This window comes from Paenibacillus sp. E222 (assembly GCF_013401555.1).
Taxonomy (GTDB): domain Bacteria; phylum Bacillota; class Bacilli; order Paenibacillales; family Paenibacillaceae; genus Paenibacillus.
This window is the reverse complement of record NZ_CP058552.1, coordinates 5,040,778-5,057,675: the sequence shown is the minus strand read 5'-3', so window position 1 is coordinate 5,057,675 and position 16,898 is coordinate 5,040,778. Positions and strand designations below refer to the sequence as shown.

The following is a 16,898-nucleotide window of genomic DNA, read 5'->3' as shown; positions in this document are numbered from 1 at the left end:
AAACTTTTGTTTGAAACACGTAGTGAAGGACCCGGAATCGATTCTGAAGAAGCGAAGCGTACGCCTTTGTCTCCGAATTTCAACCTTACTAAAGGTGATTCAAAGAATATTTGGAGACAACAGCGATCAAAAGAACGATCCGGGGGCGGAACGGGTTAACAACAAAGTGTTCTATAAGATGACAACATGATATTGTTGCATATTATATTCAATAATCCATTGATTTCGATCGAAACTTTTGTTTGAAGCACGTAGTGAAGGACCCGGAATCGATTCTGAAGAAGCGAAGCGTTCGCCTTTGTCTCTGAATTTCAACCTTACTAAAGGTGATTCAAAGAAATTTGGAGACAACAGCGATCGAAAGAACGATCCGGGGCCGGAACGAATGCTGCACAAAGTGTTCTATACAAATCACCCACAACGAAGGAGAGATCATCATGAGAATGGTAGACATTATTGCTAAGAAACGCGACGGAAAAGAACTGACAACAGCTGAGATTGATTTTGTTGTTCAAGGATATACACAAGGCGAAATTCCGGATTATCAAGTCAGTGCTTGGGCCATGGCCGTATTCTTCAAGGATATGACCGATAAGGAACGCGCAGATTTGACGATGTCGATGGTGAACTCGGGCGAGACCATTGATCTGTCCGCAATCGAAGGCATCAAGGTAGACAAGCACTCCACAGGAGGCGTTGGTGATACTACAACGCTGGTACTGGCACCGCTCGTTGCTGCTCTGGATGTTCCTGTTGCCAAAATGTCCGGACGTGGATTGGGTCATACTGGTGGTACAACAGACAAACTGGAATCTGTTGCAGGTTTCCACGTTGAGTTGGAGAAAGAAGAGTTCATCCGTCTCGTTAACGAACATAAAGTTGCCGTTATTGGTCAAAGTGGCAACCTCACGCCGGCAGACAAAAAGCTCTATGCATTGCGTGACGTTACAGCTACCGTCAACTCCATCCCACTGATCGCCAGCTCCATCATGAGTAAGAAAATTGCAGCAGGTGCAGATGCGATCGTATTGGATGTCAAAACGGGTGCTGGTGCATTCATGAAGACAACAGAAGATGCAAAAGAACTGGCACATGCCATGGTAAGCATCGGTAACAATGTTGGACGTAAAACAATGGCTGTTATTTCCGATATGTCCCAACCACTGGGTCTCGCTATCGGTAACGCGCTTGAAGTGAAAGAAGCCATTCTTACGCTGCAAGGTAAAGGACCGAAGGATCTGGAAGAACTCTGTCTGGCGCTTGGACGTCAAATGGTATTCCTTGCTGGCAAAGCAGACTCCCTGGAGCATGCTGAGGAGAAATTGAAAGAAGTGATCCAGAACGGTAAAGCACTGGATAAATTCAAGGACTTCCTGGCAAATCAAGGCGGAGACGCTTCAGTTGTAGATCACCCGGATCGCTTGCCACAAGCGAAATATCTGGTTGAAGTACCAGCGGATAAAGACGGATATGTAGCTGGTATCGTTGCTGACGAAATCGGTACTGCTGCAATGCTGCTCGGCGCAGGCCGTGCAACGAAAGAATCCGAAATCGATCTGGCTGTAGGCTTGATGCTCAACAAAAAAGTGGGTGACCCGGTTAAAGCTGGCGAATCCCTCGTAACGATCCATGCGAATCGTGAAGACGTGGCAGACGTAATCGCGAAGATCAAAGAAAACATTACCATTGCAGATCATGCGGATGCACCTGTATTGGTGCATGATATCGTAACTGAATAATATATCAGGCAAACAAGATTAACCTTATGCCTGAATTTAAAGACCCGAAGCCATGCATTCCATAGCTTCGGGTCTTTTCTTATTTATTCTGTATCTTATCATACGCCTTCACCGAATCTGCGCTGGTATAAATGTAAGGAGTGGCTGGCTGATCGACTGGAGTTATTTTCGACGCCTGAATTTCAATGGTATCCTCACCATTCACTTGAGCCGATCCAATGGTGCCATCAATTTGTACCCAACTGTCTGTAGGATAGCTGTTTGCATCTGGGACATGAATCATCACGCCAAAGGGCGCCGCGTCTGCCGGGCAGCACATCACAAGAAATCGCCCTAATGCAAAATGAGATTTGTGATCCATGCTTTTGTCTCGATACACAAACCCGGTAAGGCTGATGGCCTTGCCTGCAAATTGTCGTTGGAACATATCGATAGACCCCAATGTCTCGGAGAAAATTTCAGGATATACCTTAATGACCGATTCCGCATATAACTTCTCTGCGAGTTCGGCAAATTCACGACTGTACTCATCCGGGGGGACAAATTGTACTTTCGTGGCAGGCACAGATGATCCGACAGGTGCAGTTTTTTTGGATAGATCTTTAATGTCCAGTTCAGCTGTATCAGGTAAGGGTTCTTTTCGACGAATCTCCGGATGTCCATAGGATAGAGACATGCCTTTCTGACTGGCCATGGAACTGCCTAGTGCCTGGTCGGGCATAAGAAAACCCAGTACTAAAGGAATGGCAATCAATCCATACATCAGCGAGCTGCGTACCCATCCTGAAGGAGGTGGATGCTCACAGTCGCAATGGAGCTGGTTATTACCGAATAGTCCGTGCCAGCCCATGATGGCGGCAATAAACAAAAAGGGAACAGGGCAGCAGAGAAGCAGTCGCTGCATCGTCGGAGCCAGGTAATAATGAAGAGAATCCGTTGTATTCAAATGAATGATGTATACAGCGAGCCCGCCGATCCACAGCGCACGAATCAGGTTATGCCATTGGATAGGGTGAGATTTGGTAACCGGAGATTTGGTCACTGTATAACCCGGATGGTTCATGTAATCACCTCTTTGATCATTAAATACATTCATAAATGCTCATGCTAAAAGGTTAATCAACCATGACCCTGTGAAAACTAAAGCAATAATGGCCAGGCTCAAGCCAATAACAAACCGGGTGCGGAAGGTGGAGAGCAGCATCAATGTGCTTTTGAAATCAAGCATTGGACCGAGAACAAGAAAGGATAATAGCGGCCCTAACGCAAACGTGTGAGAGAAGGCTGAGGCTACGAACGCATCGGATGTTGAACAGAGAGACAATACATACGCAAAGCCCATCATGAAGGCATAGGAGGCGACAGGACCGTTACCCAGAGAAATGAGATCACTGCGGCTGATAAAGGTTTGAATGCAGGCTGTTATTAGCGCACCAATCACCAAATATTTGCTCATATCGACAAATTCGTCACCCGCATGGATGAAAAAGCTGCGCCAGTTTTTATCATGCGCGTGATCATGATCGGCAGAATGGGAATGAGGCTGTGCCATTTTAAATCCGGGATGTGTCTTGACCTCCGTCACTGTAGCCTTCGGTTTACGCAAAGGATTCTGACGGACGAACATATACACCAGACCACCGATGGCAGCTGCTACAGCAAAGGCCAGTCCCATACGGGCGATCGTAATTTCGGGATGGGAAGGAAAAGCGAGCAGGGTCGCGGTAAAGACAATTGGATTTACAACAGGGCCGCTAAGAATAAAGGTCACCGCGATATAGGGCGGCATGCCTTTATGCATCAGCCGTCGCACGACCGGGATCATGCCACATTCGCAGATCGGGAAAATGATTCCCAGCAGACCGGCTACCAGCACACCTCCGACGGGGTTCTTGGGCGTTAGTTTCCGAATCATTTCCTCAGAAACAAACCACTGCATTAGCGAAGATAACAGCACCCCTATGAGCAGAAATGGAGCGGCTTCGAGAAAAATGCTGATAAATACGGTTTTCATATTTTGTAAGGCTTCACTGTTCCACGCCTCTTTCAAATTGGGAGCCATCGTGATCAACACGGGAACAAGAAATGCACAGGGAATCAGGAATGACAGGAGCTTAAGATGGGCTGCCATTTTCATAGGATAAACCTCCAGAACCGGGACTTTGGTAAAATATATGCTTGTACCGTCCGCATCATACTCGTTCCCTATAATTAATCAACATTTTTACGATTTACATATCTGGACCAAAACTTGTTAGGTTGACAAAAGAAACGAGGTTCAGGTATAGTTTGTTTTGTTAATCGTAATAATTACTATTAAAGAATGGTTATTTTCAGTCTAACGGTCAAGTGAAAGCTACATAAGCATTCCGATTTTTTAGTTTAAAAAGGATAAATGGAAGGGAGTAATGGAAATGACAGAACAACAGATACAACCCCGAGTTCCAGTGACTGTATTAAGTGGATACCTGGGTGCAGGCAAAACGACATTGCTTAACCATGTGCTCCATAATCGGGAGGGCATGCGAGTGGCTGTCATTGTAAATGACCTGAGCGAAGTTAATATTGACGCTGGCTTGATCCGGGATGGTGGTGGATTGTCACGTATTGATGAGAAGCTGGTGGAGATGTCCAATGGCTGCATCTGCTGCACGCTGCGTGAGGATTTGCTGAAAGAGGTGGAGCGGCTTGCGCTGGATGGTTCGTTTGATTATATATTGATTGAATCGACAGGTATTGGAGAGCCAGTCCCCGTTGCCCAGACATTTACGTATATTGATGAAGAGCTGGGAATTGATTTAACGAAATTTACGCGGCTCGATACGATGGTGACAGTAGTGGATGCTGCCCAGTTCTGGCGCGACTTCTACTCCAAAGAAACGTTGAAGGATCGGGGCCAGGAAGCAGGAGAGGACGATGTACGGGGGATCGTTCATCTACTGACGGATCAGGTTGAGTTCTGTGATGTGCTGATATTGAACAAGTGTGATCTGGTATCGGAAGAGGAGCTGCTCAAACTTGAAAAAGCACTGCACGCGATGCAGCCGGAAGCCCGACTTATTCGCACTACACATGGACAGATTGACCCGCGGGAGATATTGAATACCGGACGGTTTGATTTTGAAAAAGCAAGCCAGTCTGCGGGCTGGATCCGCGAATTAATGAAGGAAGAACACACACCCGAGACAGAGGAGTATGGTATTCACTCCTTTGTGTACCATCGGAAACGTCCGTTTCATCCGGAACGTTTGCTGCGCTGGATTGCGAAATGGCCTGATAGCATTGTACGTTCCAAAGGCTTAATGTGGCTGGCTACACGTAACCATATGGCGGTGTCGTTCAGTCATGCGGGAACATCCAAGCAGTTGGGACCAGCCGGGTTGTGGGTAGGCGCAATGAGTGACGAAGAGCGACAAATGCATTTTGGTGATACACTTCCGCCTATTCCGGATTGGGATGAGCAGTGGGGCGATCGGGTTACGAAGCTGGTGTTCATCGGGATAGATATGGACCGACTGGAGATCGAACGGACGTTAGATGAGACGCTCCTTACCGACGAAGAGATGCTAATGAACTGGCGAGAACTGAAAGATCCATTTCCTGCATGGAGTTGACAAACGTAAAAGCATGGGCTAAACTCATCAAATAGTAATAATTACGATTAAATAAATCAAAGGAGGCCCTATCCATGAGAGTCATTGTAACTTTAGCCTGCACCGAGTGCGGAGATCGCAACTATACAACTACCAAGAACAAACGTAACCATCCGGAACGGATCGAATTGAAGAAGTATTCACCACGATTGAAGAAGATGACCATTCACCGGGAAACAAGATAAAATTTTTTTATCATTTTTACATCGTAATATTTACGAAAAGAGGAAAAACCATGATTCTATCTTCCATGCGTGATGTGGTATTCGGATACGGCAAAGAGCCCGTCATTGACCAACTGTCGCTGGATATTCATGTGGGGGAGTTTGTCGGCATTACAGGACCGAATGGTTCTGCGAAGACAACCATGCTGAAATTGCTGCTGGGGCTGTTACAGCCCTGGAGCGGCACGGTACATATGAATGCACAGTCCGTACGTGGCAGTAAGCTGAACATCGGATATGTACCCCAACAGGTAGCATCGTTCAACAGTGGATTTCCCAGTACGGTGATCGAACTGGTGCGATCCGGATGTTACCGCAAACTCGGCTTGTTCCGCAGATTTACATCCGAGCAGGAAGCCATTGTGGAACGAAGCTTGCGGGAAGTCGGCATGTGGGAATACCGCAACGCCAGGGTTGGCGAACTGTCTGGTGGACAAAAGCAGCGAATCTGCATTGCCAGAGCCTTGGCAGGCCAGCCGCAGGTGCTTGTACTGGATGAGCCGACTACAGGCATGGACCGGCGCAGCCGTGAAGGGTTCTATGATCTGATGCGCCATTATGCAGACGTCCATGGACTAACCATTATTATGGTCACCCACGGATTGGAAGAGATGGGCAATCGATTGGATCGGACGATTACCCTGGAACGGCAAGAAAGTGAGGAGTGGCAGTGTTTGAGTACGAATTCATGCAGCGTGCTTTCTGGGCAGGCGGACTGATCGGAGTCATTGCTCCAATTTTAGGAGTTTATCTGATGCTGCGACGGCAGGTGCTGATGGCGGATACATTATCCCATGTTTCATTGGCAGGAGTTGCTGTAGGTTCTGTGATGAACCTGGACCCAGTGATCTGTGGGTTTGCGATTGCGATTATCGGCGCATTGCTGGTGGAACAACTCCGGCGAAATTACCTGACATATAGCGAAGTACCTGTAGCGATCATTATGACGTCGGGGCTGGCCCTTGCTGTGGTGCTCATGAGTCTGAAAACCAATTTGTCCAAGACTTTCAGCTCTTACCTGTTCGGTTCCATCGTTGCCGTTAGTGATATGCAGTTGTGGATTATGGCAGCTGTGTGCGTCATCGGACTGATTTTTTTCATTGTACTCAGAAGGCCACTGTACAATTTGACGTTTGATGAAGAGACAGCTTCTATTGGAGGCATTCAGGTTAAAGGTTTATCCTTTGCCTTTGCTGTCCTGACAGGAATGACTGTTGCTTCAGCCATGCCGATTGTTGGCGTATTGCTTGTGTCTGCTTTAATTGTACTGCCCGCTGCTCTGGCACTGAGATTGTCACGCAGCTTTGCAGCAGCAATCCTTATTGCTGTCGTCACCGGATTAATCGGTATTTTTAGCGGACTGACAACCTCTTACCATCTCAACACACCACCGGGAGGAACGATTGCTCTCATCCTGTTGGTCTTTCTATTGATTGGAATATCAGCACAAAAGCTGATTGGACGATATAACCGTAAACGTCATCGTAAAGAGAGAAAACAACAACGTGCGACTCTATTCATACATTCAAGGGAGAATACGCCACATGAAATTCAATAAAAAATCAGCTCTTGCCTTATTATTTAGTCTTACACTTATCGTAGCCGGTTGTGGACAAAATCAGTCCGCTTCCGATTCCGGTATCAGCTCGGCCAACACGCCGGTACCAGCAGAGACTGAAGAAGCGAAACTGAACGTTGAAGTCAGCTTTTATCCAATGTACGAATTCACCAAAAATGTAGCGGGCGATCTGGCTAATGTTCATACACTCGTTCCAGCGGGCATGGAGCCGCATGATTGGGAGCCGACACCACAGGATATTGCGAGCATCGAAAAAGCGGATGTGCTTGTCTATAATGGGGCGGGAATGGAATTCTGGATCGATCAAGTTACAGATAGTCTGAGCAATGCCAAACTCATTCAAGTGGAAGCGAGTCATGGCATCGATCTGCTGGAAGGATCGGAAGAAGATGAGCATGATCACGAACATGCCGATACAACGGACACGCATGACCATGCGGATGAAGCCACAACGGAGGAGCATGATCACGATCATGACGCTGAGGCAGAAGAGGGACATACACATGATCATGATCACGGTGGCCTTGATCCACACGTTTGGCTGTCACCTGCACTTGCTGTGACGGAAGTTCGGAATATCGAGGCAGGACTCGCACAGGCTGCGCCTGAACATGCGGAGCAATTCAAGCAAAATGCCGATGCCTACATTGCCAAACTGGAGGCACTGGATCAGGATTTCAAAGCAGCAGTAGCAGACAGCAAACGTAAAGATTTCATCACACAGCATGCTGCATTCGGCTATCTTGCACAGGAATACGGTCTGCAGCAAGTACCGATTGCCGGTCTGTCTCCTGAACAAGAGCCTTCCGCAGCGCAAATGGCGTCCGTTATTGATTTTGCCAAGGAGCACCAGGTCAAGACGATTTTCTTCGAAACATTGGTTTCATCCAAAGTGTCAGAGACTATCGCCAGTGAAGTAGGCGCCAAAACGGCTGTGTTGAACCCCATTGAAGGGTTAACAGAAGAGGAGATCGCAGCAGGAAAGGATTACATCGGCGTAATGCGGGAGAATTTGGAGGCACTGAAGCTGGCGCTGAATGAATAGCATTTGTGTTTCTTTAACAAGTTGAATTTACGTAAAAAGAAAACCCATTTGATGCCTGTCATCGAAAAAGGTACAATAATACAACATGCTGAGGAATGGCACAGCCATTCCTTTGCCTTTGGCCACGCAGAGAGCACAGGGATGTGCTCTCTGCGTTGTTCAACGTGACGGAGATCATGAGGGGAACGGGAGGAAACGCCTTATGGATATACATGAAGAACAGGAAGTGCTGTTAAGCCAGCAGCCTGCCCATCTATGGAGAAGACGCAAGCTGGAGTTAATGCAGTGGACGGAACGCGAGAAACAGACCGTGGAAGCGAAAAGAACGGAGATTTGGAACGATGTCGAAGTGGATGCCGAGCTGGTCGCTGCCTTGACTTTGCTTCACAGAGCGGGCGTACGTACCGAGTTTTCTTGCGCTGGTGTAAGCCCACTAGATGAACCGATAGATCATTCCCTATATGCCTATGTTACACTTGTACAAAACGAGGCAGCTGATCGCTTTGTGAACTTTGCGCTGTCGAAGATGCGGAGCAGATTGCTTGCTACACTGGAGACAGGAACGGGTCGATATGATCTGTCTTCTTTTTTCATAGGTCATAACCGGAGTTTCTGCTGGTGGATGCAATATTGCGCCGCACATTTCACGAATCGAAACGATAATAGTGCAGACACGTAGTACAGTGATATGTATTTTTTACTCGGAGGCAAGGGAGGTAGGACTCGATTGAATAAATGGCTCAAAACCATACTGTTTCTGGTAGGTTCAGCGCTGCTGACTCGCTTTATCCCGTTTTCTTCATTGTTCCGTAACCTGGATACGATGATTCACGAATTTGGCCATGCACTGGTAACACTGTTGTTATCCGGCAAAGTATTGCGCATTGAATTATACGCTGATCACAGCGGCGTTACATATTCATCCATGCTGACACCAGGCAGATCTATATTGGTTTCCTTAGCGGGGTATGTCACGGCGTCTCTCTTTGCCTGGCTGCTATTCTATCTTTACCGGAAAGGACGGCACATGTGGGGACTTGGCATCATGACGGGTGTAGCTCTTGTGTCGCTTCTCTTCTATGTAAGAGGAGAATTCGGCATGCTCTGGCTTACAGGCTTCAGTGCGCTGAATGTTGTGATTATGATCTTTGGTGCCAAAATTGCGAAATTCTATTATTTATTACTGGCCTTCCTCACATTGGAAGAGTCCGTGGTTAGTGCCATGTATGTGGGGCTCATGTCCTGGACACAGCCGTCCCGGGCAGGGGATGCAGCCAATCTGGCACAACAGACATTCCTCCCAGCGCTGTTCTGGGGAACGTTATTTGCACTGTTTGCACTGTGGTGTGCGAAGGGAGCACTTACGCTCTTTTTTCGAAAAGAAAGCACGGCCCGCACGTCAAAATCTCGTGGATTACGCGGGCGGAATGTTTAGAAAACAGAAAAGGCACTTCCTTTTTTTTAAAGGAGAGTGCCTTTTTGCGTGTCTCGGGTCAATCTCCAAGATTTTCCCATAACACATAAAAGTAATAAATTTCTTCCATGATCGCCTTATCATCCTCCGCGGCAATACCGCCCTTCATCCGGGCAAGGGTACCCAGAATATCGTAAATCGTCTCACGCTCCACACTGAATTGTATGCGATTGACGATCTTGTCCCAGGCTTTCATCGCATAATCGATTTGGGATTTGGCTTCAGTCCATTTTTTGCCCTCAACCTGTTTCTGCAATGTTTGTACAGATTCAAGCAATCGATCATCAGCACCAAAGGGCTTTTTGAGAAGGGCTCCGCTTGCCATAATCGCAACGAACACAAGAATGAGGCAGATCGGAAGCACATACAGCAACCAGAAACGCGTTTTCATTCAATCGCCTCCTTCATGTAAATTTAGAAAGGCCCCTCATAATCGCCCATATCGATTTTTTCGGTGATCTTATCCTTAAATAGATCAATATACAATTTATCGTTAGGCAAAATAGCAGCAAAAGCAATATCCTGTATCGTCACTTTTTGCTTCTTGAGCTGCTCGCTGAGCCAATTCGTATCTTTATTTCGTTCCTCCAGATTTTGCTTAATCAGCACGCCATCAATGATAATCTCGGTCATCAGCTTGCTCTTGGCAGGATGCATATGCATGTCCTTCGCGGTTACCGGTTGATTCTCGGGTTTCAACACAACAGAGAGACTGCCGTCCGGTTCAAGAATGGCATAATCCAGCGTAGTGATGTCAAATACATCCTTTTGCCGCAGCATCATGGTCAATTCGTCGAATTTCACCCGCATTTTATGCAGGTTCTGTTCAAGGATTTTACCGTTCTGGATGACCAGTGTAGGGTCGGAGTCCATCAATTTGGAGATGGTACGATTTTTCAGCGTAATATACTGAAAGATAATCGTGATAGTGGTAAAAATGGTCAAGGCCACAAAATGAATCCACGCCTTGGAAGATAGATCGGTCGCAAATGTACCTGCAATGGAACCAATCGTAATACCGTTAATGTAATCAAAATACGTCAAGTTGCCCATTTGTTGTTTGCCCAGCACCCGAGTATAGATGATCAGGGTCAGAAAGGCGATAATCGCTCGCACAGCAACAACCCATGTTTCTTCCATCATGTATGTATCACCTTCCTTCGTTTCGTCTTACAAATTGAAAATGTGAATGCTTGGAGAGCCAAGCTTCATTTCCACACAGCATAATTGTGGGCTATATCAAGCTTTTCCTAGGCTGGATAATCTTATTCTTGAACGCAAAAAAACCGAAACCTGGTTAAGAGCTCCAGGCTTCGGAAGATCATTTGAACGTGTATTTAATTCGGTCAGTCCTAGTAAAAGTAAATAATATTGCGGTTATACGCCCGAGTAAGCCATAAACCCGCCATCCACAGGAATGACAGTACCTGTAACAAAACCGGACTGTCGTTCATCTGCCAGCCACATCAGCGTGCCCAGCAGATCTTCCGGTTTGCCGAAGCGGCGCATTGGCGTGTGCGCAATGATTTTGCTTGAACGTTCGGTCGGCGAGCCATCCGGCTTAAGCAGCAGATTACGATTTTGTTCAGTCAGGAAGAACCCTGGTGCAATGGCGTTTACCCGAATTCCCGATTCAGCCAGATGTACAGCAAGCCATTGCGTGAAATTGTTAATCGCCGCTTTGGCTGCACTGTACGCAGGAACTTTGGTCATGGGCGAAGGGGCACTCATGGATGAAATATTAATAACGGTAGCTGGAACATCACGTTCAATCATTTGTCTTGCGAAGATTTGGGTAGGGATGAGGGACCCGACAAAATTCAGATCCATCACCTGACGGAATCCCTCGACACTTACATCAAAAAAAGTAGTGATATCCGGCTGCTCCAAATCTTCCTGTCTGAAAATTTCATTCGTGGTATTGGCGCTGGCATGGTTGCCACCCGCTCCATTAATAAGGATGTCGCAAGGTCCTAGCTTCTCCTGAACAACAGCTGCTGCCGCTATTACACTATCGGCCTGGGTCACATCACAAGCTACAGCGATCGCTTTTCCACCCGCAGCCTCGATTGCCGCAACGACTTCTTCACCTTTGGATACGGTACGGTTCAGAATGGCTACACTTGCACCATGGCGCGCGAGCTCTTCAGCCATGGAACGACATAGAACACCTGCCCCGCCAGTAATTACAGCTGTTCTGCCTTCCAGACGAGTTGATCTTTCTTTGGCAAAGTCACTCATGCTTTTGACCTCCTTTGCAGGGAGTCCCAGACGCCCCACAGATACATAATTCCCAGAGCACGATCATACAGTCCATATCCGGGTCTGCATTGTTCTCCCCAGAGATGACGTCCATGGTCCGGTCGTGCATAACCTTCAAATCCAATATCGTGATAGGCTTCCACAACACCGGCAATATCGACATTTCCATCCTGACTACGGTGGGATGTCTCGATAAAGTCTCCGTTATCGTAGATTTTGACATTACGGATATGGGCAAAAGGAATACGGTCCTTGAACTCGTGGATCATACCGATAATATCATTGTTCGGATTGGCTCCAAGAGAACCGCTGCACAGCGTTACACTATTGTAAGGGCTATCATACAAGTTCAGATATCTGCGAACATTGTCTTGACTCGTAATAATCTTCGGCAGACCAAAGATCGGCCAAGGCGGATCATCCGGATGAATGGCCATTCGAATACCTAATCGTTCAGCAGTAGGAATGATCTCCTGCAGGAAATAACGGGCGTGCTCCCACATATCTTCCTCTGTTACATCCTTATAGGCTTCGAACAGACCTGTTAAATACTGCAATCGCTCCGGTTCCCAGCCAGGCATCGTCAATGCAGAATTTTCGGTAATGCGTCGAACCAATTCCAGCGGTTCAATGTCGGCAATTTTACTACTCTCATAGAAGAGGGCGGTAGAGCCATCTTCCATCTCCTTATGCAAATCCGTACGCAGCCAATCAAAGATCGGCATGAAGTTGTAACAAATCACTTTAACCCCTACCTGGGCGAGTTTTTCCATCGTTTTTTTGTAATTCTCAATATATTGATCACGTGTAGGCAGACCGAGCTTGATGTCTTCATGAATGTTAACACTCTCAACGACATCCAGATGTAACCCGGCCTGATCTGCAGCAGCTTTGACTGCCAGAATTTTGTCCATGGGCCATTCCTCACCTGCTGGTACATCATGCAGCGCCCATACAATGCCTTCGACACCGGGAATCTGCCGGATATGGTCAAGTGTTACGGTATCATTGCCTTCTCCAAACCAGCGAAAAACCATTCTCATCACATTCACCTCATCAAGATTAGTTTAAAGAACAGGTAGATCCATCATCATTGAAAATAGGAAGGGTATGTATCCCGCAGGACAGCCAGATCCGTAACGGTCTGATGCAGATGTTCCTGCATCATGTGCTCCGCCGTTTGGGCATCGTGCTGTTGTATCGCCTGAACCATGGAACGATGCTGTTCGAGCAAGTGATCCCAATGATGATCCGAAGACAGACGGAGCATTCGACTCCGGTTCAGATGCACGTTCATATGCTGGATCACGGACCAGGTGTTTTTTTTGTTACAGCCTGCAAAGAGAGTACTATGGAATTCCTCATCCAATCTGAACATTCGCTCATCGTCCGGTTCGAGTATGCATTCCTGCTGCTGTGCAAGGTTCTGCTCCAATATCTTCATGTGTTCATCTGGAAATTGCACACACGCAAGCCGTATGACAGCACGCTCAAGGTGCTCACGCATGAAACGTGCTTCCTCCACGAGATCAACCTGAATCAGAGATACATAGGTACCTCGCTGCGGATAGACTTCCAGCAGACCTTCCTGAGCGAGACGGACAAAGCTTTCTCGAACAGGGGTCCGACTTACATTGAACTCAAGCGAGATTTCTTTCTCCGAGATGGCGGTACCGGGAGGCAGCTTCAAACTCAGAATCAACTGCTTCAACGTCGTATAGACCGCCTCACGTGAAGAGAATGCCTGTTTGTTCCGAGAAGACGGGTTTATTAAGGATGATAATAATTCGGCTTTGGACGAAGACCTAGGGGGAAATTCCATAATCTCAACTCCTTCAAGGATATACTACCATACTTGTATGGTAGTGTGGAAGCGCTTTACATAAGTTAATCTACATTTTATTGAATACGGCTTGCTGTTAGCAGGGTGGTGGAGTAAACTATAGTCATTAGGTTCAAATGTTTAAACCAACAGACATGACAATTGTGATATCTGTAGAACATATAGAGGTGAAACCATGGGACAAAAAGCGATTTCTATTTTTCAAACCTGCATCCCCTTATTCCAGGTACTTAGCGACAATCATCGTCAGGCGATTTTGCTTGCTCTTAGCGAGAAGGGCAGCATGACAGTGAATGAAATTACAGAGCAGTTCAACCTGTCACGGCCTGCTATATCTCATCATCTCAAGTTATTGCTTGAAAAAGGGCTCATCTCTGTAGAGCAGAAGGGCACACAGCGATATTATTCCGCTTCATTAAGGTCCTCGGTGGAACTATTGAAGGAATTGGTTGGGGCATTGGAAGAAGAGTGTTTATAAGCAAGAGTTGTTAAACATGCCTAGGCATGTGGTCTATATGTTCGTATGTTTAAACCAATCATCATTAACTCGAAGAGGAGTTGTCGTATATGAATGTTATGCAGGAATTAAGCGAACATGCAGTCGAAGAAATTTTACAGCAGCAACGGCAGTTTTTTCGCTCAGGGGCTACTCGTTCGGCAGAGTATCGCATTACACAACTAACCCGGTTGAAACAGGCGATTCAGAAGTATGAGTCCAGTCTCACCGAGGCGCTCTATCAGGATTTGGGCAAAAGTGAGTTCGAATCGTATACTACAGAGATTGGATTCATGCTGGATAGTATCACGCACACCATTCGGCAAGTGAAGAAATGGGTCAAGCCGGTCAAAGTCAAAACCCAATTCGCGCTGATCGGGTCCAAAAGTTATATCATTCCTGAACCCTATGGTGCGGTATTGATTATTGGACCTTTTAACTATCCATTCCAGCTGTTAATTGAACCCCTGGTTGGCGCGTTGGCAGCAGGCAATACGGCAGTCCTCAAAGCGTCAGAGAACACACCAGCCGTCTCGGCTGTTATACGCGAGATGATTAGCTCGGTATTCGAACCAGCATACGTTCGAGTGGTCGAAGGAGCCAAAGATACAACCACGGCGCTTATTCATGCGCCTTTTGACTATATCTTTTTTACAGGAAGTGTACCGGTTGGCAAAATCGTCATGGAGGCCGCTGCCAAAAATCTCGTTCCGGTGACGCTGGAGCTTGGTGGTAAAAGTCCGGTCATCGTGGATAAGCATGCAGATCTTAAAGTGGCTGCACAGCGTATTATATGGGGAAAGCTGCTCAATACGGGCCAGACCTGCATCGCTCCGGATTATTTGCTTGTGCATGAACAGGTGAAAGAATCGTTGATCACCGAAATGAAAGCAGCAGTGGAGTCGTTCTTTGGCACAGATATCCAGCACAATCGAGACTATGGGCGAATCGTCAACAAGGCCCATTTCAAGCGTCTCACGACGCTTATTGAGCGCGATCAGGATCATGTCATCTTTGGTGGTCAATCCGATGAGAAAGACCGCTTTATTGAACCGACGTTTATTGATGCTGAGTCGTGGGAAGCAGCAACAATGGAAGACGAAATTTTTGGTCCGATCCTGCCGATTATCAGTTATTCCCATATAGATGAGGCGATTGCAGGTATTGTGAAACGGCCGAAACCGCTGGCGCTCTATCTCTTTACATCGGATACACAATTACAAGATAAAGTGATGCGAGAGGTTTCTTTTGGGGGAGGATGCATTAACGATACGATTACCCATGTAGCCAACCCACGTCTGCCGTTTGGAGGGGTAGGACATTCCGGCCTTGGCTCGTATCACGGGCGGTATAGCCTGGAGACCTTCTCTCATATGAAAAGTGTGCTCAAAAAGAGCACCAGATTGAACTTATCTATTTTATATCCGCCATACGATAACAAGCTGAAGACGATTAAACGTCTATTAAAATAAAATAACTGACGTTTAATCGTAAGCAAGTTAAATATCATACTGGAATGATGTTCAAAGGAGGAAGTTCATTCGGGAGCAGGCTGTTCCAGTCTATAGCGTGTGGGTGATGTCCCTGACCAGCGCTTGAATTGACGACTGAAATGGGCAATATCCTTGTAACCTAGCATGGCAGCGATGTTCTGAACCGACAACTTAGGGTTGCCCAGCAGAACTTTGGCTTCATGCAGAACCATTTCAGATAAATATACACGCGGAGACTGACCATATACCTGCCGAAATACACGGTTACAATGTGAGGAACTGATGCCCAGCTCTGCTGCAATATCATCAATGCCATAATGGCTGGTAGACTCACGTCCCTGCTTAAATTGCTGACTCACCAGTCCTTGCAGCCGATTACGAATTTGATGGGCCAGTTCGATCTTCTCATATCCATCCGTGAACAATTGTGCGGCTTCCTGAGAGACAGCCTCCCATAAATGGCCGAACAACTCAAATACCGCCGATTGCAGCTGCATGCGCTGTACCATCGTACTCGCCGCCCGGTTATCCGCTGAAGACATTAATTTACGAAGTACAGGCTCGATCTGGCGCGTAACCGGACTATCTGCATCGAACAAAACCTGCTTGATTCGTGCAAGCAACGAGAGAAATAACTGATCATCGATATCAAAATGCATGCAAAAATACGTAAACCCCTTGCCGTTATGGCTCAGGCTGGAATGAATGCTCCCTGGAGGAATCAGGAGTAATTCGCCAGCCTTTTGAATATACAGCTTGCCGTCCACGGTCATGTATTGCTCGCCTTCCGTTACATAATTCAGCTCATATTGTGGATGTTCGTGGGCTGGATAATCCCAATCCGACCCCACACTTCGTAAATGTATAGCGAACAAATTCACCGTTGTTTGTACATCCGGGTAAAACACCTCATGTACACTCTCTCCCAAAGCGGGAGGCAAATAGGTGGAAGACATGGAAGACCCCCTTGATAAAAAGTATAGAAACAGATGTAACCGCTTTATTTATATTATAGTCTACTAGCTTGATTTGGGTAAATATCCGATTGATTTGACCATGGTCTATGGTGGAATGCCCATGGTAGGATGGG

Annotated in this window: 18 protein-coding genes; 10 read left to right on the top strand and 8 right to left on the bottom strand. The window is 46.8% G+C overall.

What is annotated here, in order from left to right; all coding sequences use genetic code 11:
* The first annotated feature begins 437 nt into the window (after positions 1–437).
* Positions 438–1,739 carry a pyrimidine-nucleoside phosphorylase gene (locus HW560_RS22555; RefSeq protein WP_090898278.1) on the top strand — a complete coding sequence of 434 codons (1,302 nt, stop codon included), beginning with the start codon at positions 438–440 and terminating at the stop codon, positions 1,737–1,739.
* Positions 1,740–1,818: 79 nt separating this feature from the next.
* On the opposite strand, the gene HW560_RS22550 is transcribed toward HW560_RS22555, so the two are convergent.
* A complete protein-coding gene (locus HW560_RS22550) occupies positions 1,819–2,802 on the bottom strand; it encodes a TIGR03943 family putative permease subunit (protein WP_179264806.1) in 984 nt (327 codons plus the stop codon).
* Between the two features lie 39 nt (positions 2,803–2,841).
* Positions 2,842–3,876: a permease gene (locus HW560_RS22545; RefSeq protein WP_090898285.1), complete on the bottom strand. Its 1,035-nt coding sequence runs from the start codon at positions 3,874–3,876 to the stop codon at positions 2,842–2,844.
* 277 nt (positions 3,877–4,153) lie between these two features.
* Here HW560_RS22545 and HW560_RS22540 point away from each other — a divergent pair, with 277 nt between their 5' ends.
* The 7 genes from HW560_RS22540 (at position 4,154) to HW560_RS22510 (ending at position 9,675) form a co-directional block, all read left to right on the top strand.
* Complete coding sequence (locus HW560_RS22540) at positions 4,154–5,353, top strand: GTP-binding protein (protein WP_256222061.1); 1,200 nt, start codon at positions 4,154–4,156, stop codon at positions 5,351–5,353.
* Positions 5,354–5,427: 74 nt separating this feature from the next.
* The gene (gene rpmG / locus HW560_RS22535; protein WP_024631975.1) at positions 5,428–5,577 is read left to right on the top strand and encodes a 50S ribosomal protein L33; all 150 of its coding nucleotides are present in this window, start codon (positions 5,428–5,430) and stop codon (positions 5,575–5,577) included.
* Between the two features lie 50 nt (positions 5,578–5,627).
* On the top strand, positions 5,628–6,335 hold the full coding sequence (locus HW560_RS22530) for a metal ABC transporter ATP-binding protein (protein ID WP_090898292.1): 708 nt from the start codon (positions 5,628–5,630) through the stop codon (positions 6,333–6,335).
* Positions 6,281–7,174 carry a metal ABC transporter permease gene (locus HW560_RS22525; protein ID WP_179264805.1) on the top strand — a complete coding sequence of 298 codons (894 nt, stop codon included), beginning with the start codon at positions 6,281–6,283 and terminating at the stop codon, positions 7,172–7,174. The genes HW560_RS22530 and HW560_RS22525 overlap by 55 nt, the downstream gene beginning before the upstream one ends.
* Complete coding sequence (locus HW560_RS22520; protein ID WP_179264804.1) at positions 7,161–8,240, top strand: metal ABC transporter substrate-binding protein; 1,080 nt, start codon at positions 7,161–7,163, stop codon at positions 8,238–8,240. Before HW560_RS22525 ends, HW560_RS22520 begins: the two co-directional genes overlap by 14 nt.
* A gap of 202 nt (positions 8,241–8,442) precedes the next feature.
* Positions 8,443–8,919 carry a hypothetical protein gene (locus HW560_RS22515; RefSeq protein ID WP_090898301.1) on the top strand — a complete coding sequence of 159 codons (477 nt, stop codon included), beginning with the start codon at positions 8,443–8,445 and terminating at the stop codon, positions 8,917–8,919.
* 48 nt (positions 8,920–8,967) lie between these two features.
* On the top strand, positions 8,968–9,675 hold the full coding sequence (locus tag HW560_RS22510) for a M50 family metallopeptidase (RefSeq protein WP_110000202.1): 708 nt from the start codon (positions 8,968–8,970) through the stop codon (positions 9,673–9,675).
* Between the two features lie 58 nt (positions 9,676–9,733).
* On the opposite strand, the gene HW560_RS22505 is transcribed toward HW560_RS22510, so the two are convergent.
* The 5 genes from HW560_RS22505 to HW560_RS22485 form a co-directional block, all read right to left on the bottom strand.
* Positions 9,734–10,105, bottom strand: a complete 372-nt coding sequence (locus HW560_RS22505) for a DUF4363 family protein (protein ID WP_090898306.1) — start codon at positions 10,103–10,105, stop codon at positions 9,734–9,736.
* A gap of 23 nt (positions 10,106–10,128) precedes the next feature.
* A complete protein-coding gene (locus tag HW560_RS22500; protein WP_090898309.1) occupies positions 10,129–10,857 on the bottom strand; it encodes a DUF421 domain-containing protein in 729 nt (242 codons plus the stop codon).
* Between the two features lie 234 nt (positions 10,858–11,091).
* Positions 11,092–11,955 carry an SDR family oxidoreductase gene (locus HW560_RS22495; protein ID WP_090898312.1) on the bottom strand — a complete coding sequence of 288 codons (864 nt, stop codon included), beginning with the start codon at positions 11,953–11,955 and terminating at the stop codon, positions 11,092–11,094.
* Positions 11,952–13,019 (bottom strand): mannonate dehydratase, encoded by a 1,068-nt coding sequence (uxuA, locus tag HW560_RS22490; protein WP_090898315.1) that lies wholly within the window; start codon positions 13,017–13,019, stop codon positions 11,952–11,954. The genes HW560_RS22495 and uxuA overlap by 4 nt, the downstream gene beginning before the upstream one ends.
* Positions 13,020–13,066: 47 nt before the next feature.
* The gene (locus tag HW560_RS22485; RefSeq protein WP_090898318.1) at positions 13,067–13,798 is read right to left on the bottom strand and encodes a GntR family transcriptional regulator; all 732 of its coding nucleotides are present in this window, start codon (positions 13,796–13,798) and stop codon (positions 13,067–13,069) included.
* A gap of 196 nt (positions 13,799–13,994) precedes the next feature.
* Between HW560_RS22485 and HW560_RS22480 the strand changes: the two genes are divergently transcribed.
* Together HW560_RS22480 and HW560_RS22475 are read left to right on the top strand one after the other, a co-directional pair.
* Complete coding sequence (locus tag HW560_RS22480) at positions 13,995–14,297, top strand: ArsR/SmtB family transcription factor (protein WP_076288684.1); 303 nt, start codon at positions 13,995–13,997, stop codon at positions 14,295–14,297.
* A 98-nt stretch (positions 14,298–14,395) separates the two neighbouring features.
* Positions 14,396–15,787 (top strand): aldehyde dehydrogenase, encoded by a 1,392-nt coding sequence (locus tag HW560_RS22475; RefSeq protein WP_090902338.1) that lies wholly within the window; start codon positions 14,396–14,398, stop codon positions 15,785–15,787.
* Between the two features lie 65 nt (positions 15,788–15,852).
* On the opposite strand, the gene HW560_RS22470 is transcribed toward HW560_RS22475, so the two are convergent.
* Complete coding sequence (locus HW560_RS22470) at positions 15,853–16,764, bottom strand: helix-turn-helix domain-containing protein (protein WP_090898322.1); 912 nt, start codon at positions 16,762–16,764, stop codon at positions 15,853–15,855.
* Between the last annotated feature and the right edge of the window lie 134 nt (positions 16,765–16,898).